We start from the raw sequence: 26,148 nt of genomic DNA, 5'->3' as shown, positions 1-26,148 counted from the left end.
GCCCCGCAGCAACGAGAATCTGAAAATGGATGTTCGCCAATTTGCCTTCCTGGCCCGCCAACCTTCCGCTGCATTGATGCCGCGCAACTCGTTCTTCGGCCTGCCCAAGCGCGGGCTGGTGCTGGTCCTTGCCAACGCGCTGTTCTGGCAGCCGCTGCTGGCCCAGGCTGAGGGGATCGTAGTCAGTGCGCCGGGGACCACCGTTGGCGCGGCGGGCAATGGCGTGCCGGTGGTGAACATCGCAACGCCTAACGGCAGTGGGCTGTCCCACAACCAGTTCAAGGACTACAACGTCGGCCCCAACGGGGTGATTCTCAACAATGCCACGGGTGCCGTGACCAATACCCAGTTGGGCGGCTATATCGTCGGCAACCCCAACCTCAAGGGCGGTGCAGCCAGCGTCATCCTTAACGAAGTCAACGGCGGCAACCCCAGCCAGTTGCGCGGCTTTACCGAAGTGGCGGGGCAATCGGCCAAGGTCATCGTGGCCAACCCCCACGGCATCACCTGCAGCGGTTGTGGTTTCATCAACACGCCAAATGTCACCCTGACCACCGGTAAGCCGGTACTCGACGCGAACGGCCAGTTGCAGCGCTACCAGGTGGATGGCGGCGCCGTGACCATCGATGGCCAGGGTTTGAACGCGAGCAACGTCGATCGCTTCGAAATCATCACCCGCTCGGCCAAGATCAATGCGCAGATCAACGCACGCGAACTGACCGTGATCGCCGGTCGCAATGACGTGGACGCACGAACACTGAATGCGACTCCGCGCGCCGATGACGGCAGCACCAAGCCAGAGCTGGCGATTGATTCCTCGGCCTTGGGCGGCATGTATGCCGGTGCGATCAAGCTGGTGGGCACCGAAGCCGGTGTGGGGGTGAAGCTTGACGGCACGCTCGCGGCCAGCGGCGGCGATATCCAGATCGATGCCAATGGGCGTCTGAGCATGGCGCAAACGCAGGCCACCGGTAACGTCAAGGTCGCCGCGAAGAACGTCGACCTCACCGACAAGGTGTACGCCACCGGCACTGTGCAGGTGACCAGCGCCCAAGCCCTGGTCAACCAGAAGAGTGTGGCTGCTGGCCAACGTATCGAGATCAACGCGGCCACGGTCACCAACCCAGGCATCATCGAAGCGGGTGTCGCGCCCGACAACAGTCGAAACACCACCGGCGACCTGGTGATCAATGCGCAAACCGTCAACACCACTGGCAACTTGCTGGCCAGTCGCGCCCTGGCGATCACCGCCGCGCAAGCGCTGACCAACCAGGGTGCAATCATCCAAGCCAAGAGCGTCAACGTCAGTAGCGCCAAACTGACCAACCAGGGTGCCAACGCGCGCCTGTTCGGCGAACAAAACCTGGCGATCAACTCCCCGGCCATCGTCAACCTCGGCGGCCTGATCCGCTTCGGTGATGGCCAGGCAGCCACGCTCGACAGCGCGTCCCTGGACAACCGCCAGGGCCGTATCGAAATGGCTGGTGGCAGCTTGGTGCTGAGCAGTGCGGACCTGAACAACAGTGGCGGCCAAGTCATCGCCAACGACCTGACGGTCAACGCCGGCAAGCTGAACAACCAGAATGGCGTGCTGGTGGCCAAGACCGCCACAGTCAATGCCATCGATCTCGACAACAGCCTTAAAGGCCTGATCCAGGCCGACGGTGGCGCGCTCAACCTCACCGTCTCCAACGGCTTCAACAACAACCAGGGTTTTGCCCAGGCCAACACCGACCTCACCGTCAAAACCGGCAACCTCAGCAGCAACGCAGGCGGCGTACTGAGCGCCAACACTGGCAAGCTGACGCTGACCGCTGCGCAACAGCTCAACAACGCCCAGGGCCGCTTGCAAGCCGGGCAGGGCGATGTCGAGCTGCACGCCGCGAACCTGGACAACCAGAGCGGCGTGATCGTCGGTAAGCAACTGCTGCTTGACGTCAAAGCAGGGGACATCGACAACCGCGCCGGCCGCGTACTGGGCGACAAGCTGGACGTGCGTGCCTCCGGCCTGGATAACCGCAACGCCGGCCTGCTGGCCGGTGGCACCGAAGGCGTGAGCTTGCTGCTCAAAGGCCCGGGCCAGTTGCTCAACGCCCAAGGTCGCATTCAAAGCGAAGGCCTCTTGCACCTGCAAGGCGAGCGTCTCGACAACAGCGCCGGTACCCTGCTCGGTAAAACGGTCGAGGTGACCGCGCAAAGCCTTAACAACAGCAGCAAAGGCGCGTTGGTCAGCGATGGCGGTGACATCACCTTCAATGTCAGCGACCTGCTGACCAACGTCGACGGCGTGATCGACGCCGGCGAGCGCAGTATTCTGGTCAAGGCCCTCACCACGCTCAACAACGACAGCGGCACCCTGCGCGGCAAGCGCCTGGACATCGCGGCCCAGCATTTGAACAACGACAACGGCCAACTGCTGGCCGGCAACCTGGGCCTGGGCTACAGCGGCCAAAGTGTGACCAACCGTAAAGGCCTGATCCTCAGCGGCGGGGCGCACACCGAACTGAACACCGCAAGCCTGGATAACCAGGGCGGCACCGTGCAAGGCGATACCTTGACTGTCACCGCCGGCAAGGCCGACAACGGCAGCGGTGGCCTGATGGCGAGCTTGCTGGGCGACCTGCAACTGACAGTCGAAGCCCTGACCAACCGTGGCGGCAAATTGTTCGGCAAAGAACAGGTCACCGTCAGTGGTGCGACCCTCGACAACAGCGCCAGCGGTCAGATCAGCGGCAACCTGCTCAACCTGACCTCACGCGACACCCTCACCAACCAGGGCGGCCTGATCGAAGCCAACCAAGGCCTGACCCTCGTCGGCGGTAATCTCGACAACAGCGCCGGCGGCCAGGTGCGCGCATTGGGTGGTCCCAACAGCAGCCTCGACTTCAGCGGCCAGGTAAACAACCAGAACGGTACGTTGGAGTTCGCCAGCCAGGCTTTCAGCCTCGACGCCGTGAACCTCAATAACCAGGGCGGCATGTTGCAGCACGCCGGCAGTGGCCTGTTCCATATCAACACTGCCGGACTCACTGGCAGCCAAGGCAACATCCAGGGCATGGGCACCGCTGACTGGGCATTCGGTAAAGTCGAAAGCCTCGGTCGGGTACAACTCAACGAAGTCCTTACCTACAAAAGCGCCCAGGGCCTGACCCTCAAGGCTGGCGACCGCATGGCCAGCGGCAAGGGTTTGATCCTCGACGTCGCCAGCCTCGACAACGGCGGCGAACTGCTCAGCGATGGTGATTTGAGCATCACCACTGCTGGCGACATCACCAACAGTGGTCGTGTGTCGGCGTTGAAAAATCTCAGCGTGACGGCGAATAACCTCAGCCAGAACGGCGGGCGCCTGGCGGGCAGCCACACTCAACTGAACCTGGGCGGTACGCTGGATAACCTCGGTTTCCTGACCGCACGTCAGCAACTGGATATTGCGGCGACGCAGATCAATAACCGCGGAACCCTGGGCGCTCAGGGTGCGGTGAACCTGCTGGCGTCGAACGGCATCACCAATGCTGCCGATTCACTGTTGTTCAGTGGCGGCGAAATGATCTTGCGTGGCAACAGCTTCGGCAATACCTACGGTGACGTTTATAGCCAGGGCAACCTCAGCTTTGCCGCCATTAATGGCGGACCTGCTGCCGGTTTCAGCAACCTGTCCGGCACCGTAGAAAGTGCCGGCAATATCAGCATCAATGCGGCATTTGTGGAAAACGCCAAGGCCGAATTCGAACTCGGGCAAACCCTGCAGGGTGGGCGTGTGGAGTGGCTATGTGGCCAGCATTGCGACGGGCATGATTCGTTCAAGCGCGGCCAAATCAACATCTACCAGACCTACCTCGAATCAGCGATCAAGGATTCGGCACCCGCTCGTCTTGTGGCGGGCAAGGATCTGCTGATCCAGGCAGACATGGTGCAGAACCGCTACAGCCTGCTGGCCGCCAATGGCAACCTGGGCATCGTCGCCAATGACCTGCTCAACCAGGGCGCGGGTACGCGCACGGGTCAAAACACCATCGTCATCGGTACGCCGGGCAGGATCAACCTTGGCTATTGGGACCAGACGGAGTACGTCGAAATTCCGGCGTTCAACGCCGCTGTCGCTGCGGGTAACTTTGACCTGGCACGTTTCGAAGCACTCAAGGCGCGGTCTTCGGATGCGCGTTTCGCTGAGGTGAGCAACGTCACCACCTGGACCGACAATGCCGGCCCGGGCTATGGCGCAACCCTGCAAGCCGGCGGCACCGTCAACCTCAACGTCGCCCGTACCCTGCAAAACGGCACGCTGCACGAAAACACCCTGGCGCAACTGACCGGCACCTTGGGCGATGACCAGACTGGCATCCCTGTCGGTGGCATCAACATCAACCTGAGCAAGCACGCCAACGACGCCAGCGCCCAGGCGCCCGGCACCGTGCTGCCAGTGGCCGGTGTCGCGCCCGGCGGTGGATTCGTACCCGTGGACTACACGGGCACACCGTTCGCACCGGTCGACCCCACCACTGCGCCCAACTTCCAGCTGCCCAAGGGCGAATACGGTCTGTTCGTTAAAAACGCCGACCCCACCAGCCATTACTTGATCGAAACCAACCCCGAGTTCACCTCGTTAACGGGCTTCTTCAGCTCCGACTACATGCTCGGCAAGCTCGGTTTCAGCGCCGACAACGCCTGGCGTCGCCTCGGTGACGGCCAATACGAAACCCGCCTGATCCGCGACGCGGTGCTCGCCCAGACCGGCCAGCGCTTCCTCGCTGGCGGCCTGTACAGCGACGCCGACCAATTCCGCTACTTGATGGACAACGCCCTCGCGAGCAAAGACGCCCTGCGTCTGAGCCTCGGTGTGACGCTTACCAGCCAGCAGGTCGGCGCCCTGACCCACGACATCGTGTGGATGGAAAACCGCGTGGTCGACGGCCAGACAGTCCTCGTCCCAGTGCTGTACCTGGCCCAGGCCGAATCGCGCAATGTACGCGGCAACAGCCTGATCCAGGGGCGCGACCTCAACCTGGTCACCGGTGGCGACCTGGTCAACGTCGGCACCCTGCGCGCCAGCAACAACCTCTCTGCAGCCAGCACTGGCGGCAGCATCTACACCGGCGGCCTGGTCGAAGCTGGCAACAACCTGAGCCTGCTGGCCGACGACAGTATCCGCAACGCCATGGCCGGCGAAATTCGCGGCAAGCAAGTCAGCCTCGCCACGCTCAAAGGCGATATCACCAACGACACCACCGCCATCCAGGTGCGTGACGGCGCCGGCATGCGCACCCTCACTGACACCAGCGCCGGCACCATCGTCGCCCGCGAAAACCTGGCCATGGACGCCCACCGCGATCTCACCAACCGCGGCGCCCTGGTCGCCGGCAACGACGCCAACCTCGTCGCCGGCCGCGACCTCAGCCTCATTGCCGTCAGCGATACCAGCGTGAAACACGAGTTCAGCGACGGCGGGCACAAGTCCACGATCACCACCGACGTCAAAAACCTTGCCGCCACCGTCACGGCGGGGGGCAACCTGAACATGAAGGCGGGCCAGGATGTAAACATCATCGGCAGCACCGCCACTGCTGGCAAAGATATCAATGTCGACGCCGGGCGTGATTTCAACGTGGCGTCGGTCAGCGATGTGCACAACGTCGAGGGCAAGGAGAAGGACGGCAAGAAACGCATCAAGACTGCAGACGAGCAGACCACGCAAGTGGCGAGCGTACTGACGGCGGGTGGGAACTTTGTCAGCCGGGCGGAGCGTGACACCACGATCGTGGCGAGCAAGATCAGTGCGGGGAATGAGGCTTATCTGTATAGCGGGGATAAGTTGAGTGTGTTGGCGGCGCAGAACAGCACCCATACGTTGTATGACATGAAGGAGAACGGTGGCTGGGGCGCCAAAAAAGCCAAGCGTGATGAAGTCACCCAGGTCACCAACGTAGGCACCGAAATCAGGACCGCGGGTAACCTGACTATGGTCAGCAAAGGCGACCAGCTTTATCAAGTCGCCAAGCTCAACAGCGGCAACGACCTGATTCTGAAAAGCGGCGGCGCCATCACTTTTGAAGGCGTGAAGGACTATCACGACGAGAGCCATACCAAGAGCAAGAGCAACATGGCTTGGTTCTCGATGAAGGGCAAAGGCAATACCGACGAAACCCTGCGTCAAAGCGAACTGGTTTCTCAGGGGCAGACCGTCATACAGGCCGTGAACGGTCTGAAAATCGACATCAAGCAAGTTGACCAGCAAACCGTGAGCCAGACCATCGACACGATGGTCAAGGCCGACCCGCAATTGGCTTGGCTTAAGGAGGCCGAGAAGCGCGGGGATGTCGATTGGCGGCAAGTGAAGGAGATTCACGAGTCGTTCAAGTACAGCAACTCGGGCATGGGCCAGGCGGCCATGTTGGCGATCATCATCATCGTCACTGTGTTGACGGCAGGGGGGGCGAGTGCTCTGGCGGGAGGTGCCGCAGGAGCGACAGCAGGCTCAGGGACCGCCATGGCCGCCGGCACCGCAGCGACTGCTGCTACAGCGACGACTGCGGGAACAGCAGCCACTGCAGCAGGTTTTGGAAACATGATGGCGACCGCTGCATTGACCTCAATGGCCAGCACCGGTGCTGTCAGCGTCATCAACAATAAGGGCAACCTGGGTACGGCACTCAAGGACACCTTTAGCAGCGACAGCTTGAAAAACGCTGCCATCGGTGCGATGACAACGGGTGTGTTGAATTACGCAGACAGCAATTGGTTCCAGGGCGCGAGTCCGGCTAACGGTGCCGGTCCGCAAGTCACCACCGCAGGCTCTGTGCAAAATCCGGGTTACAGCAGTGAATGGCTCAACTGGTCGAAAGCGCAAGATACGGTCCTGCGCAGCGGCACGCACGCAGTCATCAAAAGTGGCATTTCTACGGCCGTTAACGGTGGTAGCTTTAAAGACAACCTGGGTAATAGCCTGGTATCAGAAGGCTTTGACCTCGCCGCCGCTGTCGGCAACAAGAACCTTGGGGACTTCGCGGATTACATGAAACTGAGCAATGGCTCGGCAGAGAAAGTGTTTCTACACGCTATTTTGGGTGGCGCGCTGTCTGCCGCCAGGGGCGGCGACTTCAAAACTGGAGCGCTAGCCGGTGCCGCAGCGGAGGGCTTGACGGCTGGAGCAACTGAAAATTTGAGCAAGTATCTGGATTCCCAGTTTGCAACCAATGATCAGTTCAAGGTGGGTACGGCCCAGATCATAGGGATTTTGGCGGGTGCGGCAGTCGATGGTGATCCTGAAACTGCCAGTTGGGTCGCAGGTAATGCTCAGCGTTATAACGACATGATGCACATTGATGGAGGTTGGGGGGCAGCGTCGGCAAGTTTGGGCGAAAAAATGGTTCAAGATGGCGCCGATGCAAATCAGGTGTCTACAGCAATAAGATCGCAAAATCACGGTGATGGTTATGATGGGTGGATGCCCGCCAACGCACTTGTTCAAGCGTGGACAATGATGGTTGGCCTTCCATTAGCCGCCATCGAGGCTCCTGCGATAGGTGCCGGGAGTCTAGCAATGGGTGGTTTGATTTCTGGCGGTGCTAACTTTAGTTATCAATTGTCTACGGGGAAACCCATTAACTATACCGATGTATCCATTGCCAGCGGTGTAGGTGCCCTGACCCAAGGGAAAGGCTTTCTCTTAACGCAAGGATACGGACTGAGCGGAGCTTATCTGGGTAGTCTGATTAAAGGGGAGGATCCGACATATTCTCTTTTGGGCGCGGCAGTGGGTGGATCTGCCGGTTTTGCAGGTGGGAAAGTCATAACGGGGCAATTGAAACCCTATATAGGTGGCTCGTCAGAAGTTCTTGGAAGCAGTCTGGGTGCCTACGGTTCTGAAGTTATTAACGGCGTTATAACTACTGCTGGAGAGAAGAAGTGATCAAGCCGAGATCAAGGGTGCAGGCATTTATATTGTTATTGATTTATGTGTTTTTGTTGTTTTTGTTGATGGGGGTTGTTGCAAAATTTTTGGGGGCGTTGATTAATTATTCAAAGAGTGATGTATGGCGCTTTGGTTGGGCTGATATTGTTGATCTCTTTCCGGGTGTTTTCGCTTACGCACTTCCTGTTGGCGCAGGCATTTTGGTGCAGTCATGGTTGAAAGATCGTAAGAGAAGTAAGTCTGACAGTGGGGAGGGGTAAACGACTGAATGGGGTAATCGTTGTTCTGGTGTTCCTGGCCGGCTGTGCGCTGGGTCTCCAGCAACGATGGAACGACCGTTGAGTCGCCTGTTTACAGTCTTTGCTCGCGCGTGCCCCGTACCTCCAGTTGCTACCTGTTTTAGAGAAAAGTCGGACCACGGGTGTGATGTGATGGCGACGCGGGTAGATCTTGATTTCTGTGCTCGACTACGCATCTTGCCGATACAGCCCCGAACCTTTTCGTAGATCCCAATGTCTTTACCCCGCCCAACCACATCCGGTTGGGCTGCATGGACTGCAACGTTTTCAACAGCATTAAGGATTAATGTGAGCCTTTCCCCCTTATTCCCTGCCTCGTCACTGCCTTTCGCGGTGCGAAGGGTTGCACCTGCGCGTCCGGCACGCGCGACAAGGGTATGCACTCGGATCCTTTGATCCTCCGTTTAGTACCTCTACGGCCGCCGGGCCTATTGGCGGCTTTGATCTGTAGTTCATGGAGTTAGAAATGAAGCGCAAGCAGTTCCAGAAAAGCCTGTTGGCAGTCATGGTCGGCGCAATCAGCACCCAGGTGCTGGCGGTGGATGTCGACCTTGGAGCGGGCAAAACGATGTTCATCAGCGAAACCTACAATGAGTCGTTGGTGCTCACCGGGCAGACCACCCAGGTGGTCGATCAGAACAGCACGGCCGCTGCAGGGCTGGGTGTCGCCAATACCCACATCCAGGGCTCGTTGATCAACCGCGCGGACATTACGCTGAATGCCGATGGCCGTACCATCCGTGGCATTGCGCTGGACCCGATGTACTGGACCGGTCCTCAGAACCTGAGCCCTGGTTCTGTCACGGGTAACGTAGAGCAGGCCGGTATCATTTCGATGAACAATGGCGGCGACGAAGGCATGGAGATCGGCAAGACGGTCATTGGCGGCAGTGTGATCAACTCCGGTACGATCCGTTCGACACCGCCTTCGACACCGGCACCGTTTCCCTCCTTCATCGGTGGGGGCGAGGGTATTTACCTGCATGGCACCACCATCGCCGGGGATGTTTCCAACACTGGCCTGATCGACATGGCGGGTGAAGGCGCGATCGGCATCATACTGGACCGTGACAACAACACCCCGACCACCATCGGCGGCAAGATCCTCAACTCCGGCACCATCAAGGCGACAGGCGAAGGCGCCTGGGGCATCGAAGTTGAAACCGATACCAGCCCGCTGCGAATCGAAAACAGTGGCTTGATCTCGGCCAATGGCTTGGGCGCTCGTGGCATGTTGGTGTACCAGGGCACCTTCGATTACATCCTCAATACCGGCACCATCGAAGGCCTGGGCACCGATGCTGGGGCTTTCGAATTCTCCGGCGCCGACTTCGCGCAAAACAGCGCGGCGGGCTCACGCGGTATCGTTAACCGCGGGATCATCCGCGCGGATGGCACCGCCATCAGCGTCAACCCGGCCGATCAGGTCTCGACCTTTGAAATCAACCAGCAGGCCGGTGAAATCCGCAGTAATTCCGGCACCGCGATTGATGCAGCCAACCTTGCGACGCTGAATTGGACGGGTGGCAACATCATCGGTGACGTGCTGAACCTGAACGCGGTGAACATTGACGGCCAGGCGGGTTTCACTGGCAGCCGCATCATCGCGCCGGTGTCGATCAACTCAGGTTCCCTGAACCTCTCCGCGCCAGGCACTGCCATTACCGGCAACCTCAACGTAGCCAGTGGCGCCGGTATTGATATGCACCTTTCCGACAGCGTAGTGCCGACCACGCCGTACCTGACCGTCAACGGCGCAGCCAACTTTGCCCAAGCCTCGAAGCTGACGGTAAGCGCCAACCCAGGTGATTTCGCCAGCACCAACAGCGGCACCCAATACACCCTGCTGCAAGCCACCAGCGTGCAAGATGGCGGGCTGTCCGTGGCCAGTTCTTCGTCGCTGCTGGACGTGCTCAGCTATTCGGCCGACGCACAGACGGTCAAGGCCGTGGTGGCGGTCAAAGACAACCAGCAAGTGCAGCAGGAACTGGCTGGCGTAGGCGCGAGCGCGGCTTCGGCCACGGCGGTCAACACCTTCAAGAACGACGTATTGAGCCGACTCGGCCAAAACGATCAGGTGTTCCAGGCCCTGGCCAACGCCGGTACGGCGCAGCAACTGGCGCAGATCGGTGACCAGCTCAAGCCTGACGTCAACCGTGGCGCCCTGGATGTGGCGTTGTCCGGGCAAACCGTCATCAACGGCGCGATCTTCAATCGCCTCACTGACCAACGCGAAAGCCGCCAGGCCGGTGGCGTGTGGGTGCAGGGTCTGAGCAGCAACATGGACCAGGACGGCCGTGGCGGTGACAACGGCTACTCGGCCAACAGCAGCGGCATGGCGGTGGGTGTGGACAGCCGTGTGAACGACACCACCACGTTGGGTGTGGCATACAGCTACCTCAATTCCAACATCCATTCCGACCTTGGCAACAAAACCGATGTCGAGGGCCACGCGCTGTCGCTGTACGGCAACTGGGCGCTGCAGAACTGGTTTGTCGACGGCAGCCTCAGCTACGGTCATAACGACAACGACAGCAAGCGCCACATTGCTGGCACCACGGCCAAGGGCAGTTACGACAGCAACGTGTTGTCGGCCAGCGTGATCGGCGGCTACAGCTTCAAGCCGTCCGAGACGGTCGTGATCGAGCCTCGTGTGGCTGCGCGTTACGCCAACGTACGCATGGATGGCTACGACGAGAAAGGGTCCTCGGCCGCCCTGAGCACACGTTCGCAGCGTTATGAAGTGGGCGAGTTGGGCGCCGGTGTGCGTCTGGCTGGCAACCTGCCGATGGGCGCAGGCAGCCTGCAGCCGGAAGCGACGTTGATGGCGTATCACGACTTGATGGGCGATCGCGTGGCGCAAACCTCGAGCTACATGCTCGGTGGTTCGGCATTTACCGTGACCGGCGCGTCAGTGGCACGTGATAGCTATGAGGCCAGTGTGGGTGTGAACTACCAGGTTTCAGACTTCACCGTAGGCGCCAGCTACACCCGTCAGGCGCGCAGTGGGTTTGATGCCGATGGTGTGATGCTCAAGGCGCGGTATGCGTTTTAAGCTCGGTTAAGGCATTACGCTGTACCGGTGGCGAGGGAGCCCGCTCCGTCGCCACCGGTTTCATCAGAACAACTTACGCTGCACCGCCTCATCCAGCGTACTGCGCGTCAACGCTTCGACCACTTCCCGCGTGTCGGTCTGGAACGGCAGGCCCACGATCAACACCAGGTGCACCCAGGTGCGTACCGACTCACTCTTTTTGACCCGGCCCAATTCCTTGCCGTCCTTGTCCTTGAACACCGTTTCAAGGGTGAAGATGTTCTTTGCGGTGGTGGGGATGATGCAGAACGTGAAGCCGGTGATGAACGCCGACACCGGGCTGTACTCTTCATTGTTGTGCAGCGTGGCATCCACATAGAGGTCCGAGTCGACCTTGTCGGTGCTGACCCGCGAAAAGCGATTGGACTGTTGGAAAGTGTCGGACACCGCCTTTTCCCACAGTACGACCGGGGCCCCGACCGCCGCATTGCCTGGGCCGCCGTTGACGTGGTTTTGCGCCGTGGTGCGCACATACACCGTCGGTTTTTGCGCCGGCGCGTTAGCCGTCGGAGGCCAGGTCTGGACCGCTGGCAGTTCGTGTTGTGAATAGGACACACAGCCGGTCAGCAAGACGGCCGCGAGTACCAGGCAGTGTTTGATCAATCCTTTCATGTGTTGCTCCTGAAACTAAGGTTTCGCCAGGTTGGCGGTAGCGGTGTCGAGCAGTTGCGTGACCAGTTTGGTCAGTTGCTGGCCGCCCATCGACGGCGCCCAATACTGGCCGCTGTACAACCCGACGTTGTGTTCGAACTTGATCGACTCCTTCGCCGACGCCAGTTCCTTGCCATCGCGATCGACGATGACCAGGTCGCCGGCGACGTCAAAGCTGTCGACGTAGATCGGTCCGTTGACCCAGATCCAAATGGTCAGCGTCAGCAGCGCGCCGGGTACATAGGCCGGGTGCGGGGCGCGATGCCCCTTGAGGGAAGTCATATTGAATTTGAGGGTGACGTCGTGTTCGCCCAGGCGTACCGGATACTCGGTCACCTGCTTGAAATAACCCGCCGAGCGTACGTACTGATTGATCTGGGCCGTCAGGGAGCGGCTGATGGCCGTTTTGTTGGCCTCGTTGACGTCGCTGGCATTCACCGTCACATCGGCGACTTGGGCACTGCGCGCGCTGCTGACGGATGCTGGGTGGAGTGGGGCGCCGATAGGGCCGGTGACGGTGTAGGAGACACATCCGGTCATCGACAACGCCGTAAGCAGGGCCGCAGCCCGAAGCAGTACTTTAAACACGCAATATCCCTATAAGTGAGCAGGCCAAGTCAGTGTCTCGACTGGGCGGCGGATAACTTGAGGCGTATTCGTCACTGCACGAAACCTGTCGAAACACCTTGAGAACCGCTCTCAACCCCGTAAAATGCCGCGATTGTTTAAAGCACGATACTTTTCAGGGACGAATTCAGACATGCGCATACTTGCCGTGTTTCTCGCGGCCTGCCTCATGGCGGGCTGTGCCTCCAAGCCGGACTACTACATCTCTCCGGCGCCAGTGACCATTCCCAAGACGGCTACTTACTGGCTCGACACCTTTGATGTTGAGGTGGGTGGGCAGAACGAACGCTTCATGTCCGACGATAAAGTTCGCGAGCAGTTGGGCGTTGACCTGGTAAACCGCCTGCTCAAAGCCAAGCGATACGCCACCAGCAAGGCTGCCGCCGACTACTTGCTCGATGTGAAAGTCGTCTACAAGCGACTCATCCAGGACACGCAGGGTGCTCTCGTCAGCACGATCATCGAAGACAACAAATACTTGGTCTCGGTTGATTTCAACTATGAGGTCAAGGTCAAGAAAGGCGATGCTGAAGTCCTGCACTTTGCGCAAACACGCGAGGGCCTGATGCCGAGCATGGGGCCGGGACAGTGGCAACACTGGAAGACGGTTGGCGGTATCTTGACCCGTAGCGGCAATTCAAATGTCGAGGGTTTCTATACCAGTCATTTGAGCGGTTTCATCGCCACCGATCTACGCAACATCCCGTCCCGCTAGTTTCATCTGCCTTAACCGCTGTATCACCCCAGGAGCACCCTGTGAAAACACTGTCAAAAATCCTGCTGTCCGGCCTCACCGCCGCAGCGCTGTTGACCGTGGCCGGTTGCGCCACGGAGAGCAACCGCGCCATGCCGGTGGAACAAGTTGCCAGCGCCAACGTCGCCTATTCGGGCGTGCGTGTACCGATTGCCGTGGGCAAGTTCGACAACCGCTCCAGCTACATGCGCGGCATCTTCTCCGACGGCGTTGACCGCCTCGGCGGCCAGGCCAAGACCATCCTGATCACCCACCTGCAGCAGACCAACCGCTTCAGCGTGCTCGACCGCGACAACATGGGCGAGATCTCCCAGGAAGCCGCGATCAAAGGCACCGTGCAGAAGCTCAAGGGCGCTGACTACGTGGTGACGGGCGACGTGACCGAGTTCGGCCGCAAAGAAACCGGCGACCGCCAGCTGTTTGGCATCCTTGGCCGTGGCAAGACCCAAGTGGCTTACGCCAAAGTCGCGTTGAATATCGTCAACATCAGCACCTCCGAAGTGGTGTATTCCACCCAGGGCGCCGGTGAGTACGCGCTGTCCAACCGTGAAGTGATCGGCTTCGGCGGCACCGCCAGCTACGACTCCACCCTCAATGGCAAGGTCCTCGACCTGGCCATGCGTGAAGCCATCAACCGCCTCGTCGACGGCATCAACGCCGGCGCCTGGAACCCACGCAACTGATCAGCAGCACCTTAAGGAGCAGTACAAGGATGAGCAAGGCAGTCAAGTTGGCGCTGGTGCTGACAGCAGTGGCGACGGTCGCGGGGTGCCAGACCGCGCCCCAACCCCTGTATCAGTGGGAAAGCTACCAGCCGCAGGTCTACGAGTACTTCAAGGGCGAGCCCAAGGAAGCGCAGGTCGAAGCGCTGGAGCGGGATCTGCAGAAGATCAACGCCAGTGGCCGCAAGGCCCCGCCGGGTTACCACGCTCACTTGGGCATGCTGTACCTGAGCATGGGCAAGGATGACCAGATGGTGCAGGAATTCCGCACCGAGAAGGCACTGTTCCCTGAGTCCGCTGCGTACATGGATTTCCTGCTGAAAAATGCCAAGACTGGAGTCGCCACTAAATGAGCCTGTTGAAACTCACCGGCGCCTTGCTGGCCCTGGCCTTGCTCGGCGGTTGCGCGGCCCCCAAGACCATCGACTACACGGCGTACAAGCAGGCGCGGCCCAAGTCGATCCTGGTACTGCCGCCGCTCAATGAGTCGCCGGAAGTGCAGGCTTCCTACAGCATGGTCTCGCAAGTGACCTACCCGTTGGCCGAAGCCGGTTACTACGTGTTGCCGATTGCCCTGGTGGATGAAACGTTCCGCCAGAATGGCCTGACCACTGCCAACGATATCCAGGCCGTGCCCCCGGCCAAGCTGCATGACATCTTTGGCGCGGATTCAGCGTTGTACATCACCGTGACTGATTACGGCACCAAGTACATGCTGATCTCCAGCGATACCTCCGTGACGGCCTCGGCCAAACTGGTCGACCTGCGCACCGGCACCACCCTGTGGACCGGTTCGGCGCATGCGTCCAGCGAGGAAGGCAACAACAACGGCGGCGGCATCGTCGGCATGCTGATCACGGCGGCGGTCAAGCAAGTGATCAACAGCTCCACCGACGCGGCGCACCCGATTGCCGGTATCACCAGTGCGCGCCTGCTGTCGCCGGGGCAGCGTGCGGGGATCCTGTACGGTCCGCGTAACCCGAAATACGGTACTGACTGATTGAGCGGTTCGGCGGGGCAGGTATTTCTGTCCCGCCGAACGGTTTAACCCGAACAACCATCGCCTTGCGTCTGACCTTGTGAACGGATCATTCATTCACGAGGTTTAGCCCATGTCCCGTCCTCTACTCTTCCTGCGTCCTGCTGCCCAGGGCTTTGCGGTTACCTTGCTGGTGACGCTGACCGGTTGTGGGCTGTCCTCTTCCCATGATGTGGCCAAGCGTGACGAAGCGGCGCCTGTTTCCGAGTTGCAAAGCATTCCCGTGCAAGGCGCGTTAGCTAAACGCATGCCCATGCCCGCACCCATGAGCGCCAGAATGGTGATGCAGGAGTCCGCGGCGATGGATTACCGCAGCGAACCTCGCGAACACTACGAAAACCTGCCGGACAACCCGGTGCATCGCGTGGCTGAAACGCCGGTGTCTACCTTCAGTGTCGACGTCGACACCGGCAGTTACGCCAATGTAAGACGTTTCCTCAACCAAGGCAGCCTGCCGCCCGACGGCGCTGTACGACTGGAGGAAATGGTCAACTATTTCCCCTACTACTACGCGCTGCCCACCGACGGCTCGCCCTTTGGCGTGACCACCGAAGTCGCCGCCACACCTTGGAACCCTCACACACAATTGCTGCGCATCGGCATCAAGGCCTCCGACCGCGCCGTGGCGCAGTTGGCGCCGGCCAACCTTGTGTTCCTGGTGGATGTGTCCGGTTCCATGGATCGCCGCGAAGGCTTGCCACTGGTGAAAAGTACGCTGAAATTGCTGGTCGATCAGTTGCGTGAACAGGACCGCGTTTCATTGGTGGTCTACGCCGGGGAATCCCGTGTGGTACTCAAGCCCACGTCCGGACGGGACAAGGTGAAGATCCGCAACGCGATCGACCAACTCACTGCCGGCGGTTCAACGGCGGGCGCATCCGGCATCGAACTGGCCTACCAGATGGCCCGCGAAGGGTTTATCGACAAGGGCATCAACCGCATCCTGCTGGCGACCGACGGTGACTTCAACGTCGGCATCAGCGACTTCGACAGCCTCAAGCAGATGGCGGCTGAACAGCGTAAAAGCGGCGTGTCCCTCACCACCCTGGGGTTCGGTGTGGATAACTATAACGAACACCTGATGGAACAGCTGGCCGATGCGGGCGACGGTAACTACGCCTACATCGACAACCTGCGCGAAGCGCGCAAGGTACTGGTGGACCAACTCAGTTCGACCCTGGCGATTGTGGCTCGGGACGTGAAACTGCAGGTGGAATTCAACCCTGCGCGTGTCAGCGAATATCGCCTGCTGGGCTATGAAAACCGCGCCCTGAAGCGTGAGGATTTCAACAACGACAAGGTCGACGCGGGTGAAATTGGCGCAGGGCATACGGTCACTGCACTGTACGAAATTGTGCCGAAGGGCCAGAAGGGTTGGCTGGAACCCTTACGCTACGCTGCTGCGTCGACCGCCGAAGATAAATCCACAGAGCTGGCGATGCTGCGTGTGCGCTACAAGCCTGCGGCGGGTGGTGAAAGCCAACTGATCGAGCGGCCCATCAGCAATGAGTCCACCAAAGCCAGCGATGATCTGCGCTTCGCGGCAGCCGTGGCCGCTTTCGCCCAACAGCTCAAGGGCGATGGCCGCTACACTGGCAGCATGAGCCTGCAGGACACTGCCGCACTGGCCCGCTCAGCCCGAGGCAATGACCCGTTCGGCTTGCGTAACGAGTTCGTGCAGTTGGTGGAGCTGGCTCAAAGCCTCAAACACTGAATTTGCCTGCAGCATCGATCCAATGTGGGAGCTGGCTTGCCTGCGATAGCATCAATGCGGTGTGACTGAAACACCGAAGCGTCTGCATCGCGGGCAAGCCCGGCTCCCACAGGAAATCTGCATTGATCCATCGAAAGGAGTTCGCCACCTACATGGCCGTACCCGATGATTCACCCAGCGACGAATCGCTGCTGGCCCGCTACCGAACCGGCGACAGCGCCGCGTTCGAAGCCCTGTACGCCCGGCACCGCCAGGGCTTGTACCGGTTCCTCGTGTCCTTGAGCAACAAGGCCGAACTGGCCGAGGAAATCTACCAGGAGACCTGGCTCAGCCTGATCCGCAGCGCCACCCAGCCACAAGGCCGGGCGAGTTTTCGTACATGGTTGTTCCAGATCGCCCGCAACCGCCTGATCGATTACTGGCGCAAGCACGGCATCCACAACCCGCTGCACGACAGCTACGACGAGCAACTGCACGCCCAGGCCGACGACAGCGCCGGCCCCGAGCAGCAACTGAGCCTGAGCCGTGACCAGGCGCGGCTCGATGCTGCGCTGCAAGACTTGCCCGAAGACCAGCGCGAAGTCTTCCTGCTGCGCCTGCATGGCGACCTCGAAGTCCCGCAAATCGCCGCCCTCACCGGCACCCCGCTGGAAACCGTCAAAAGCCGCCTGCGTTACGCCCAGCAGAAACTGCGCCGCCTGCTGGCCGAGGAGATACCCGCATGACCGACTCCCGACACACCCCGGACCCCGACGACGTGCTGCTCCAGCACATGCGTCAACACAGCACCGGCGAGCCGCCAGCGTCCCTCGACGCCTTCATCCTCAACGCCGCCCGCCGCGAAGCCCCAGCACCGCAACCGAACCTGTGGCAACGCTGGCTGCACGCCTGCCAACGGCCACGCTGGCAAATGGCGTTCGCCACGGTTGCAGGCTTGGCGCTCATGATCGGCGTGGTAATGCGCTCACCTGTACCGCAACCTGAAATCTCCACCGCGACCTTCTCTGCGCTGCATGAGCAAGCCGCCCCTGCCGCTGCGCCACCGATGTCCGCGCCGGCGCCCGTGGCCCGACTGGCCATCGCGCCTAAGGCCGAAAGTGCGCAAGTCATGGGCTCGATGGCGGATGAGTCGAGCGCCAAACTCAGCAAGCGCGCGCCGGTGGCGTTGCCTTCGTTGGAGGAGGGGTTGCAGGAGATCCTCAACCTGCGTGAGGTTGGGGAGACCAGAGCGGCGGATGAGAAATTGTTGGCCTTGCATCAGCGCTTTCCTGAGGAGGACTTGCCGGCGCGGTTGGAGGCGTTGCAGAAACACTGAATCGTCGTCCACAAAAAAGCCCCAGGCCTTTCGGCCTGGGGCTTTCTCATCATATCTGGTGCCCCGGCGGGCTTATAACCATAATTGTAGCTTGTTGAAATACATGGAATATTTTTATGTGGGTTGGGTTAGGGATACAAGGAGGGATGCATCCCCCCCCTGCATTGACCTCTATTTACCCGAAGGATAGCGGCTTCCGCGCTTTGAGCGAGGATCTCTCCCTCTACTGGAACCGTCTAGTTCAAAAGATTCCATGCCAGCTGAGAGCTCAGGAAGCTTATAAGACATAAGATTTTTTGCCTTAACTGCTAAGTTGAGCAGCTCAGATATTGTAAGTTGTAGCTCTTTATCTTTTAGATTTTCAATTGCTTGTTTTTTATTATCCGATTCAGAAGATGTGGTAGTACTCAATAGTCTGAACTGACAAGCCGCTCCAGGAATTACCTCCACTGATAAAACGTGTGGATACATTTTTGGTATGTCTGAAAAAACATCATTACTATCATACGTTTTAGTAAGCCAAGAGTACTCTGTCCAGCAAAGGTCAACTTGTGAGGGGTCAGACCACTCAAATTTAGACTGGAAGGACCGCTCAATACTTCTAACTGCTCGAGCCCATTCTGGATCCCAGCAATTTATCCCTCCATAAGCTGCGAACAGTCCGAACCATGCTAGAGATGTCGGAAATTCTTTGGTGAATTTACGCAGTAGAAATATATGAGATGTTCCGCGTCCAACCAAAAAAGCTGCTGCGGAAAGCGTCGCTGCATTTATTACTGACAGTGATCTATGATCTGGTGAATCTAATATCTCATTAGCGATTTTATGAAATGTAATAACTCTTTCTTCAATGGAGTCACTTTGAAGTCCGGGAAAATTTCTTAGTCTAGGACCAATTAGCGAACGAGTAGATGTGTAGTGTGTTTTTTCAATATGATCAACTAGATATGGTATTGATTCTGCACCAGTTGCTCTTTTAGGAACAAAGTCCTCTAGGAGAGTCCACATTGGCTGAAGCGCCTCAACAGACACTGATCGTTTAACGAATCTACTTTCCCGCTCTAGTGACTTCAGTCTGTCAATAGTGATTCTATTTATTCTATCGTTGGTGTGTAAGGTATGTGCCTTTGCTACCGTGTTCGTATAAGAGGCTTGCGCCCTTGACAAAGGTACGTTTCGTATTTCAGTTTCATTTTCGCTTTGAGCAAGAACTTCGCCTAGTGTGAGGCATGCCCAATGATAGGTGATATTAGCGCTTGTTCGAGCACGCTCCGCCCTCCTGCAAACTTCCCAATCTTCGTAACTTACCACTCTAACTATCTGGCTTATTGGGGATGTTTCCGGTGCGTATACCCGCAGCCACGACATAATATCAGCGCTGCTATTATCGTCGAGAACGATGACTGAAGGGTTATCACGCCGTATGCCTTTTCCATCAAGTACAAAACCTACAGCGACTTTTATTCTATCAAGCTGGAAAGTAGAGAAGCTTGAATTTCCGAAGATATTTAATTTGTTTTCCCCAAGCATAAGCTCAGGTAAGTAGTCTCTTTCTAGAGAGTACCATGATAATTCATTTTTCATTGTGCACCTTCGAACAGATCCTGGAGGTCAATATGAACTGGCTCAGCAAATGCGCTTTCAAGTGCCGGAGTTGTATCACCTGTTTTATAAGCATTTAAGGCTGTTTTGGCGCGAGTCACGGCCGTGTAGCTTAACTTCGTTCTTTTCAGAGGGCCTTTTTTTAACTCTTCTGTACCAAAAATATGGACCGCGCGGAACTCTGTTCCTTTAGCTCCATGTATTGTCAGAATGTGAATGGGATACTTTAAAAAGTCAGGGTCTTGGTCGATACCATGTACGCATACCTTATCAGACAATTCCGTTTCGTCGAAACGGTCTCGAAGCTCTTGTCGAGTCGACCGATTTCCGCAAAAGATACCAATTGAATCATTGTTGAATGCTTCGAGTTGTATTTTTATTAACCCAAGCATGATGTCAAATTGCTCATCTCTACTTTTGCAAGGATGTAATTTGGCACTCGAGTCGCCCTGGATTTTTGAATTGTATTTTGATGTGCTCTCTAAAGAGTCTTGTCCTTCCATTGGTGGAAGTAGCTTGTCAGCAACTTTCGCAATTTTGTGGCCAATTCGAAAGTGTTCTGTAAGAGTGTGCTTTTCTAGATCAAGTTCTTCGGCAATGTCTAGGCCGTTGCGATTGTAAATCCCTTGCCGAGTGTCACCACATATGCAGATGTTATCGCTTAGTCGTAATAGCTCTCTAAGTTCGGGGACGGTCAAGTCTTGGGCTTCATCTACAAATATGGCATCGTATAGCTTTGGCGAAGGTAGATTTTTATTTGCTTCAACAACCAGTCTTAATATTTCTAGTCGTGCTTTCTCGTCAAAATCAGCATTGTCGGGGAGAGGTCGTTCTCCTAGGTGATTAATAATATGGTCGTAGGCCCAAGAGTGATACGTCTTAATCTGATTTTTGGATATTAGCTGCTTAGATCCAATTCCGCTGCGAATGAAATTAGCTAAAGAGCCAGTATATGTCAGGATTAAGCTGTTTTTGCACGCAGCGGCAACCGCCATATACTCTGCGCGTAGCAGAAGAAGGTTGGTTTTACCTGATCCAGGTGGGCCTTCAAAGAGGTGCTTGCCGTGAGGCGGCAGGCGTATAAGCTCTCTCTGTGCATCTGAAATTTGTCCAATAGTGCGCCACCAGCTTGTGTTCATGTTTATCTTCCTTGTTTAACTAGAATGTCTAACTGATGTAGGTCAGCTAGCTCATTCGCGTTATTGGTTAAATTGATTCCATTTGATACCGATGTTGCTATTGCATTGGAGATATTGGTGACGGCTTCTTGCTCTGCGCCATTAATATTACATTCGCAGATAATGAGTTTGGTTAGGTTCTTGGTTGTAGAATCTAATTTATTGATTAATATTGTGGATGAGAGGGTTATTTCTGCGCTTCTAGCATATAGCTCACGCATCCAATTTATAGAAAGATAGCACATGATTGAAACGTTCTTTTGCGGACTGCAAGAAAATATAATGTCATCTGTCGAGTTTGACGGCATTTTAAATTTTGCAGGTAGCTCAACTCCGCAGGCTTCAATTAATTCCGTTCTAAGACGCTCAGAAATTCTGTTCCAAAACTCTGTACGATCAAATGCTATTTTTGCATCTTCGGATTCACGCTCTATCGCGCCGCTACAAGAAGTTGTTTTTACCACTAGCCTGCGAAGCTGTTTAAGAGGAGGTTCTGTGTTTTCAAATAAGAAATCATCCCAAGATACAGTTTTTAAGCGGCGAAACAGATCTTTCGTTAAACATCTTGATGCTAGGGCTTTATGTTGTAGTAGTCGGTGCGGTTGGGAGTCGTCAAAAGAAGGGGTTTTAGTTAGGACTGCGCGGGCTACTAGCCATCGGTTGTCCAGCTCTATTTCTTGCTGGAATATAGGTGTTTTCATTATTATGTCATGAAGTACTGCGCCTACTTGATAGAAATTTAATCCTTGCCATAGCTCCTTGGACGGCTGGTCAAGCCTAAATAGATATTCGGGTGAGCTGTATTGTGCGGTAGCTAAGAAGGGGCGCTTATTATTGCCATCTGTATTCGCAGCTTCACTGGAACTTTCAAATTCCCTAGCAACGCCAAGGTCTAGGAGTTTTAAGTTATCAAATTTAGGTGAAATGTGTATATTTTCTGGTTTAATGTCGCGGTGAACTATGTCTTTTGATTCTAAATAGCGAACTGCATCTACAAGTTTTGATATTAGGCAAGTAACCTGGCTGTCCGGTACGTTACTTAGCTCTTTCTTAAGTTGCGGCCAGTCTACGTACTCCATTTCAATAAAGGCGGTGCCTAGTGCGATGTCTACAGCATAAGTTTGAACTAAGTATGGACAGTCATGACCTATCAGCCTGCGTTGAAGCTCTAACCGTCGCTTGTCTGGACTGTCGGCTTCATCTGCTATCAGCACAGGATCAAATACTTTAAAAGCTCTGTATCCATTTGGTCCGTTCGCTTTAAAGACTGCTGCGGACCCCCCGGCGGCAATATATTCCGGTAAGTCGTACCCACCCCGTTGTTGAAGGTAGGTAATGAGACGTTTCTCAATATCGTCAATCACTGACCGTGCTAAATCGGGCATCCCTTTCTCCTTATCTGTAAGCTCTCTAGCAAGCTGCGTAAAGCACACTCAAGGCCGACCAAGCTCCATCTGAACGCTTACAAGCGTGCCGATTGAGAGTAGCGACTCTCCACTCCTTTGAATACTCCTATTCGGTAACTTTAGGTGCAGGGTTTTGAAGGGTTTATTGAGGGCACGTTTTGTCTCGATGACGCCCGTATTCTTAGAGAGAGCATCCTTGCAGAGTGAAAATGGGGACAGATTTATTTAGGGGAAAATGGGGACAGATTTATTTACGTTCAGACCAAAGCCCTATTCATTGCGTGACAACACACCTAACGCAGGATTGCAGGCTAGGAGCAATGCCAACTGCTGCCCTGAGATCACAAGAGCCATATGAGATGCAACTATCCGGAAATTCCAGAAAGTTGCGCCCCAAGGCTTACAAAAAATCGCCCACAAAAAAGCCCCAGGCCTTTCGACCTGGGGCTTTCTCATCATATCTGGTGCACCCGGCGGGATTCGAACCCACGACCCCTGCCTTCGGAGGGCAGTACTCTATCCAGCTGAGCTACGGATGCTTGTGCGGGCGACATCATACCCATGTCGACCTTGGGCGTCCATGCCGGTCTTTGGGCGTTCATGTGTAGGAATTTGCCTTACAGAGGCCCTAAGCCGGGCGCCACCGATCAGGGCGCAGGAACCCGGCCCAACTACGCTGATCTGATAAATCCGATAGATGCGTCGTTTTCGTTCTTTTTTTCGAACAGACTATTGCCCTGCACCCCCATTGATCCTAGGATTCGTTTGAGATTTCAAACGCTCTGTCTCCCGCGCACGCTTCCACTTCTCTTGCGCGCTGGGGCTGATTTCCCTGACGGCAGCCCACAAGGCGCCTTTCAACAACTCTAATTCGCTCCGCGTGCGCGCGGTGCTGTTAAGGAAAGCCGACATGCAGCTCAAAGATACCCAGTTGTTCCGCCAGCAAGCCTTTATCGATGGCGCTTGGGTCGATGCGGACAACGGTCAGACCATCAAGGTCAACAACCCGGCCACGGGTGAGATTCTTGGCACCGTGCCGAAGATGGGCGCCGCTGAAACACGCCGCGCCATCGAAGCCGCCGACAAGGCGCTGCCGGCCTGGCGTGCACTGACCGCCAAGGAGCGCGCCAACAAGCTGCGCCGCTGGTTCGAACTGTTGATCGAAAACCAGGACGACCTCGGCCGCCTGATGACCCTCGAGCAAGGCAAACCACTGGCCGAAGCCAAGGGCGAAATTGTCTACGCCGCCTCCTTTATCGAGTGGTTCGCCGAAGAAGCCAAGCGCATCTACGGCGACGTGATTCCTGGGCACCAGCCTGACAAGCGCCTGATTGTGATCAAGCAGCCGATCGGCGTGACCGCTGCGATCACCCCGTGGAACTTCCCGGCCGCGATGATCACCCGTAAAGCCGGCCCGGCCCTGGCCGCCGGTTGCACCATGGTGATCAAGCCGGCTTCGCAAACTCCGTTCTCGGCCCTGGCCCTGGTTGAGCTGGCGCACCGTGCCGGTATCCCGAAAGGCGTGCTGAGCGTTGTGACCGGCAGCGCTGGCGACATCGGCGGCGAGCTGACCAGCAACCCGATTGTGCGCAAATTGTCCTTCACCGGCTCGACCGAAATCGGTCGCCAACTGATGGCCGAATGCGCCAAGGACATCAAGAAAGTCTCCCTGGAACTGGGCGGCAACGCGCCGTTCATCGTGTTCGACGACGCGGACCTGGATAAGGCCGTCGAAGGCGCGATCATTTCCAAGTACCGCAACAACGGTCAGACCTGCGTCTGTGCCAACCGCCTGTACATTCAGGATTCGGTGTACGACGCCTTTGCCGAAAAACTCAAAGTGGCAGTCGCCAAGTTGAAGATCGGCAACGGTCTGGAAGACGGCACTACCACTGGCCCGCTGATCGACGAAAAAGCCGTGGCCAAGGTCCAGGAACACATTGCTGATGCCCTGAGCAAAGGCGCCAAGCTGTTGGCCGGTGGCAAGGTGATGGAAGGCAACTTCTTCGAGCCGACTATCCTGGTCGACGTGCCGAAGGACGCTGCCGTGGCGAAGGAAGAAACCTTCGGCCCGCTGGCGCCGCTGTTCCGTTTCAAGGACGAAGCCGAAGTGATCGCGATGTCCAACGACACCGAGTTCGGCCTGGCCTCCTACTTCTATGCCCGCGACCTGGGCCGTGTGTTCCGTGTGGCCGAAGCCCTGGAATACGGCATGGTCGGCGTCAACACTGGGTTGATCTCCAACGAAGTGGCGCCGTTTGGCGGCATCAAGGCCTCGGGCCTGGGCCGTGAAGGCTCCAAGTACGGGATCGAGGATTACCTGGAAATCAAATACCTCTGCCTGGGCATCTAAGCTCAGCAAGAGATCGCGGCAAACGCAGAGGGCACGAGAGCGCTGACCCTTTGCGTGTTTCACCCCGTAATTCGTAGTGGCCGGGAAAGCTGTGGCAGTCGATCATCGCATGCTGCCGCAGTTGCCTCCCCGCCACGTATTCCTTGGACCACGCCACCCGATGAGTGGCGAATGAGGACTTTATGAGCAAGACCAACGCATCCCTGATGAAACGCCGCGAAGCCGCTGTCCCGCGCGGTGTTGGCCAGATTCACCCGATCTTCGCCGAATCCGCGAAGAACGCCACCGTGACCGACGTTGAAGGTCGCGAGTTCATCGACTTCGCCGGCGGTATCGCCGTGCTGAACACCGGCCACGTGCACCCGAAAATCATCGCCGCCGTGACCGAGCAACTGAACAAGCTGACGCACACCTGCTTCCAGGTACTGGCCTACGAGCCTTACGTGGAACTGTGCGAAAAAATCAACGCCAAGGTCCCAGGTGATTTCGCCAAGAAAACCCTGCTGGTCACCACCGGTTCCGAAGCCGTCGAAAACGCCGTGAAAATCGCCCGCGCCGCCACTGGCCGTGCCGGTGTGATCGCCTTCACCGGCGCCTACCACGGCCGCACCATGATGACCCTGGGTCTCACGGGTAAAGTCGTGCCTTATTCGGCCGGCATGGGCCTGATGCCAGGCGGCGTGTTCCGCGCGCTGTTCCCGAACGAACTGCACGGCGTGAGCGACGACGACGCCATCGCCAGCATCGAACGCATCTTCAAGAACGATGCCGAGCCGCGTGATATCGCTGCCATCATCATCGAGCCGGTGCAGGGCGAAGGTGGGTTCTACGTCGCGCCTAAATCCTTCATGAAGCGCCTGCGTGAACTGTGCGACAAGCACGGCATCCTGCTGATCGCTGACGAAGTGCAAACCGGTGCCGGCCGTACTGGTACTTTCTTCGCCATGGAGCAGATGGGCGTTGCCGCCGATCTGACCACCTTCGCCAAGTCCATCGCCGGCGGCTTCCCGCTGGCTGGTGTGTGCGGCAAGGCCGAGTACATGGACGCCATCGCGCCAGGCGGCCTGGGCGGCACCTACGCTGGTAGCCCGATCGCTTGCGCCGCGGCCCTGGCCGTGATGGAAGTGTTCGAAGAAGAGCACCTGCTGGACCGCTGCAAGGCTGTCGGCGAGCGTCTGGTGACCGGTCTGAAAGCTATCCAGGCCAAGTACCCGGTGATCGGCGAAGTGCGCGCTTTGGGCGCAATGATCGCGGTCGAGCTGTTCGAAGGTGGCGACAGCCACAAGCCAAACGCCGCTGCGGTTGCCGCCGTGGTAGCCAAGGCACGTGACAAGGGCCTGATCCTGTTGAGCTGCGGCACCTACGGCAACGTGTTGCGCGTACTGGTTCCGTTGACCTCGCCGGACGAGCAGTTGGACAAAGGCCTGGCGATCATCGAAGAGTGCTTCTCCGAGCTGTAAGCGGATGCTGACCTGATCGACAGAA

At 57.4% G+C, this 26,148-nt stretch carries 17 protein-coding genes and 1 tRNA gene; 12 read left to right on the top strand and 6 right to left on the bottom strand.

From position 1 onward, the window contains the following. Positions 1 to 25 precede the first annotated feature (25 nt). The 3 genes from EJ576_RS06115 (at position 26) to EJ576_RS06105 (ending at position 11,263) form a co-directional block, all read left to right on the top strand. Complete coding sequence (locus EJ576_RS06115; RefSeq protein ID WP_256656588.1) at positions 26 to 7,906, top strand: DUF637 domain-containing protein; 7,881 nt, start codon at positions 26 to 28, stop codon at positions 7,904 to 7,906. Further along, positions 7,903 to 8,169, top strand: a complete 267-nt coding sequence (locus EJ576_RS06110) for a hypothetical protein (protein ID WP_126569805.1) — start codon at positions 7,903 to 7,905, stop codon at positions 8,167 to 8,169. The genes EJ576_RS06115 and EJ576_RS06110 overlap by 4 nt, the downstream gene beginning before the upstream one ends. Positions 8,170 to 8,674: 505 nt before the next feature. Next, a complete protein-coding gene (locus EJ576_RS06105; RefSeq protein ID WP_126569803.1) occupies positions 8,675 to 11,263 on the top strand; it encodes an autotransporter outer membrane beta-barrel domain-containing protein in 2,589 nt (862 codons plus the stop codon). Positions 11,264 to 11,326: 63 nt separating this feature from the next. Here the strand turns inward: EJ576_RS06105 and EJ576_RS06100 are convergent, their stop codons facing one another. Continuing rightward, positions 11,327 to 11,914, bottom strand: coding sequence for a hypothetical protein (locus EJ576_RS06100; protein ID WP_068937705.1), 588 nt, complete (start codon positions 11,912 to 11,914; stop codon positions 11,327 to 11,329). Positions 11,915 to 11,929: 15 nt separating this feature from the next. Beyond that, positions 11,930 to 12,541, bottom strand: a complete 612-nt coding sequence (locus EJ576_RS06095; protein ID WP_028615239.1) for a hypothetical protein — start codon at positions 12,539 to 12,541, stop codon at positions 11,930 to 11,932. A gap of 172 nt (positions 12,542 to 12,713) precedes the next feature. Between EJ576_RS06095 and EJ576_RS06090 the strand changes: the two genes are divergently transcribed. The 7 genes from EJ576_RS06090 (at position 12,714) to EJ576_RS06060 (ending at position 18,124) form a co-directional block, all read left to right on the top strand. Then, a complete protein-coding gene (locus tag EJ576_RS06090) occupies positions 12,714 to 13,295 on the top strand; it encodes a hypothetical protein (RefSeq protein WP_122730224.1) in 582 nt (193 codons plus the stop codon). Between the two features lie 41 nt (positions 13,296 to 13,336). Further along, positions 13,337 to 14,017 (top strand): CsgG/HfaB family protein, encoded by a 681-nt coding sequence (locus EJ576_RS06085; protein ID WP_010214228.1) that lies wholly within the window; start codon positions 13,337 to 13,339, stop codon positions 14,015 to 14,017. A 29-nt stretch (positions 14,018 to 14,046) separates the two neighbouring features. After that, positions 14,047 to 14,409 carry a DUF4810 domain-containing protein gene (locus tag EJ576_RS06080; protein ID WP_028615241.1) on the top strand — a complete coding sequence of 121 codons (363 nt, stop codon included), beginning with the start codon at positions 14,047 to 14,049 and terminating at the stop codon, positions 14,407 to 14,409. Then, a complete protein-coding gene (locus tag EJ576_RS06075) occupies positions 14,406 to 15,056 on the top strand; it encodes a DUF799 domain-containing protein (RefSeq protein WP_028615242.1) in 651 nt (216 codons plus the stop codon). The genes EJ576_RS06080 and EJ576_RS06075 overlap by 4 nt, the downstream gene beginning before the upstream one ends. 112 nt (positions 15,057 to 15,168) lie before the next feature. Next, positions 15,169 to 16,809 (top strand): VWA domain-containing protein, encoded by a 1,641-nt coding sequence (locus tag EJ576_RS06070; RefSeq protein WP_126569802.1) that lies wholly within the window; start codon positions 15,169 to 15,171, stop codon positions 16,807 to 16,809. A gap of 152 nt (positions 16,810 to 16,961) precedes the next feature. Next, positions 16,962 to 17,534, top strand: a complete 573-nt coding sequence (locus EJ576_RS06065; protein WP_126569800.1) for an RNA polymerase sigma factor — start codon at positions 16,962 to 16,964, stop codon at positions 17,532 to 17,534. Next, entirely contained in the window at positions 17,531 to 18,124 is a 594-nt protein-coding gene (locus tag EJ576_RS06060; protein ID WP_122730228.1) for a hypothetical protein, read from the top strand. The genes EJ576_RS06065 and EJ576_RS06060 overlap by 4 nt, the downstream gene beginning before the upstream one ends. Positions 18,125 to 18,295: 171 nt before the next feature. On the opposite strand, the gene EJ576_RS06055 is transcribed toward EJ576_RS06060, so the two are convergent. The 4 genes from EJ576_RS06055 to EJ576_RS06040 all read right to left on the bottom strand — a co-directional run bounded on the left by EJ576_RS06055 (position 18,296) and on the right by EJ576_RS06040 (position 22,849). Further along, entirely contained in the window at positions 18,296 to 19,708 is a 1,413-nt protein-coding gene (locus EJ576_RS06055; RefSeq protein WP_126569799.1) for a hypothetical protein, read from the bottom strand. Further along, positions 19,705 to 20,865 (bottom strand): UvrD-helicase domain-containing protein, encoded by a 1,161-nt coding sequence (locus EJ576_RS06050; protein ID WP_126569796.1) that lies wholly within the window; start codon positions 20,863 to 20,865, stop codon positions 19,705 to 19,707. The genes EJ576_RS06055 and EJ576_RS06050 overlap by 4 nt, the downstream gene beginning before the upstream one ends. A 2-nt stretch (positions 20,866 to 20,867) precedes the next feature. After that, positions 20,868 to 22,289, bottom strand: a complete 1,422-nt coding sequence (locus tag EJ576_RS06045; RefSeq protein ID WP_126569794.1) for a protein kinase — start codon at positions 22,287 to 22,289, stop codon at positions 20,868 to 20,870. A 483-nt stretch (positions 22,290 to 22,772) separates the two neighbouring features. After that, a tRNA-Arg gene (locus EJ576_RS06040) sits at positions 22,773 to 22,849 on the bottom strand. A 371-nt stretch (positions 22,850 to 23,220) separates the two neighbouring features. Between EJ576_RS06040 and gabD the strand changes: the two genes are divergently transcribed. Next, positions 23,221 to 24,663, top strand: a complete 1,443-nt coding sequence (gene gabD / locus EJ576_RS06035) for an NADP-dependent succinate-semialdehyde dehydrogenase (protein ID WP_126569792.1) — start codon at positions 23,221 to 23,223, stop codon at positions 24,661 to 24,663. Positions 24,664 to 24,845: 182 nt separating this feature from the next. Beyond that, positions 24,846 to 26,123, top strand: a complete 1,278-nt coding sequence (gene gabT, locus EJ576_RS06030) for a 4-aminobutyrate--2-oxoglutarate transaminase (RefSeq protein WP_028615250.1) — start codon at positions 24,846 to 24,848, stop codon at positions 26,121 to 26,123. Positions 26,124 to 26,148: the final 25 nt, after the last annotated feature.

This window comes from Pseudomonas sp. C 49-2 (assembly GCF_003970195.1).
Classification (GTDB): Bacteria; Pseudomonadota; Gammaproteobacteria; order Pseudomonadales; family Pseudomonadaceae; genus Aquipseudomonas; species Aquipseudomonas canadensis.
Note: the sequence above shows the minus strand (reverse complement) of the source record. Positions and strands in the feature narration are given on the sequence as shown.

Bases quoted from the DNA above. Each gene is read 5' to 3' on its own strand.
- EJ576_RS06115 (WP_256656588.1), top strand. From the start codon at position 26: ATGGATGTTCGCCAATTTGCCTTCCTGGCCCGCCAACCTTCCGCTGCA.
- EJ576_RS06105 (WP_126569803.1), top strand. From the start codon at position 8,675: ATGAAGCGCAAGCAGTTCCAGAAAAGCCTGTTGGCAGTCATGGTCGGC.
- EJ576_RS06100 (WP_068937705.1), bottom strand. From the start codon at position 11,914: ATGAAAGGATTGATCAAACACTGCCTGGTACTCGCGGCCGTCTTGCTG.
- EJ576_RS06090 (WP_122730224.1), top strand. From the start codon at position 12,714: ATGCGCATACTTGCCGTGTTTCTCGCGGCCTGCCTCATGGCGGGCTGT.
- EJ576_RS06080 (WP_028615241.1), top strand. From the start codon at position 14,047: ATGAGCAAGGCAGTCAAGTTGGCGCTGGTGCTGACAGCAGTGGCGACG.
- EJ576_RS06075 (WP_028615242.1), top strand. From the start codon at position 14,406: ATGAGCCTGTTGAAACTCACCGGCGCCTTGCTGGCCCTGGCCTTGCTC.
- EJ576_RS06070 (WP_126569802.1), top strand. From the start codon at position 15,169: ATGTCCCGTCCTCTACTCTTCCTGCGTCCTGCTGCCCAGGGCTTTGCG.
- EJ576_RS06065 (WP_126569800.1), top strand. From the start codon at position 16,962: ATGGCCGTACCCGATGATTCACCCAGCGACGAATCGCTGCTGGCCCGC.
- EJ576_RS06060 (WP_122730228.1), top strand. From the start codon at position 17,531: ATGACCGACTCCCGACACACCCCGGACCCCGACGACGTGCTGCTCCAG.
- EJ576_RS06055 (WP_126569799.1), bottom strand. From the start codon at position 19,708: ATGAAAAATGAATTATCATGGTACTCTCTAGAAAGAGACTACTTACCT.
- EJ576_RS06050 (WP_126569796.1), bottom strand. From the start codon at position 20,865: ATGAACACAAGCTGGTGGCGCACTATTGGACAAATTTCAGATGCACAG.
- EJ576_RS06045 (WP_126569794.1), bottom strand. From the start codon at position 22,289: ATGCCCGATTTAGCACGGTCAGTGATTGACGATATTGAGAAACGTCTC.
- gabD (WP_126569792.1), top strand. From the start codon at position 23,221: ATGCAGCTCAAAGATACCCAGTTGTTCCGCCAGCAAGCCTTTATCGAT.
- gabT (WP_028615250.1), top strand. From the start codon at position 24,846: ATGAGCAAGACCAACGCATCCCTGATGAAACGCCGCGAAGCCGCTGTC.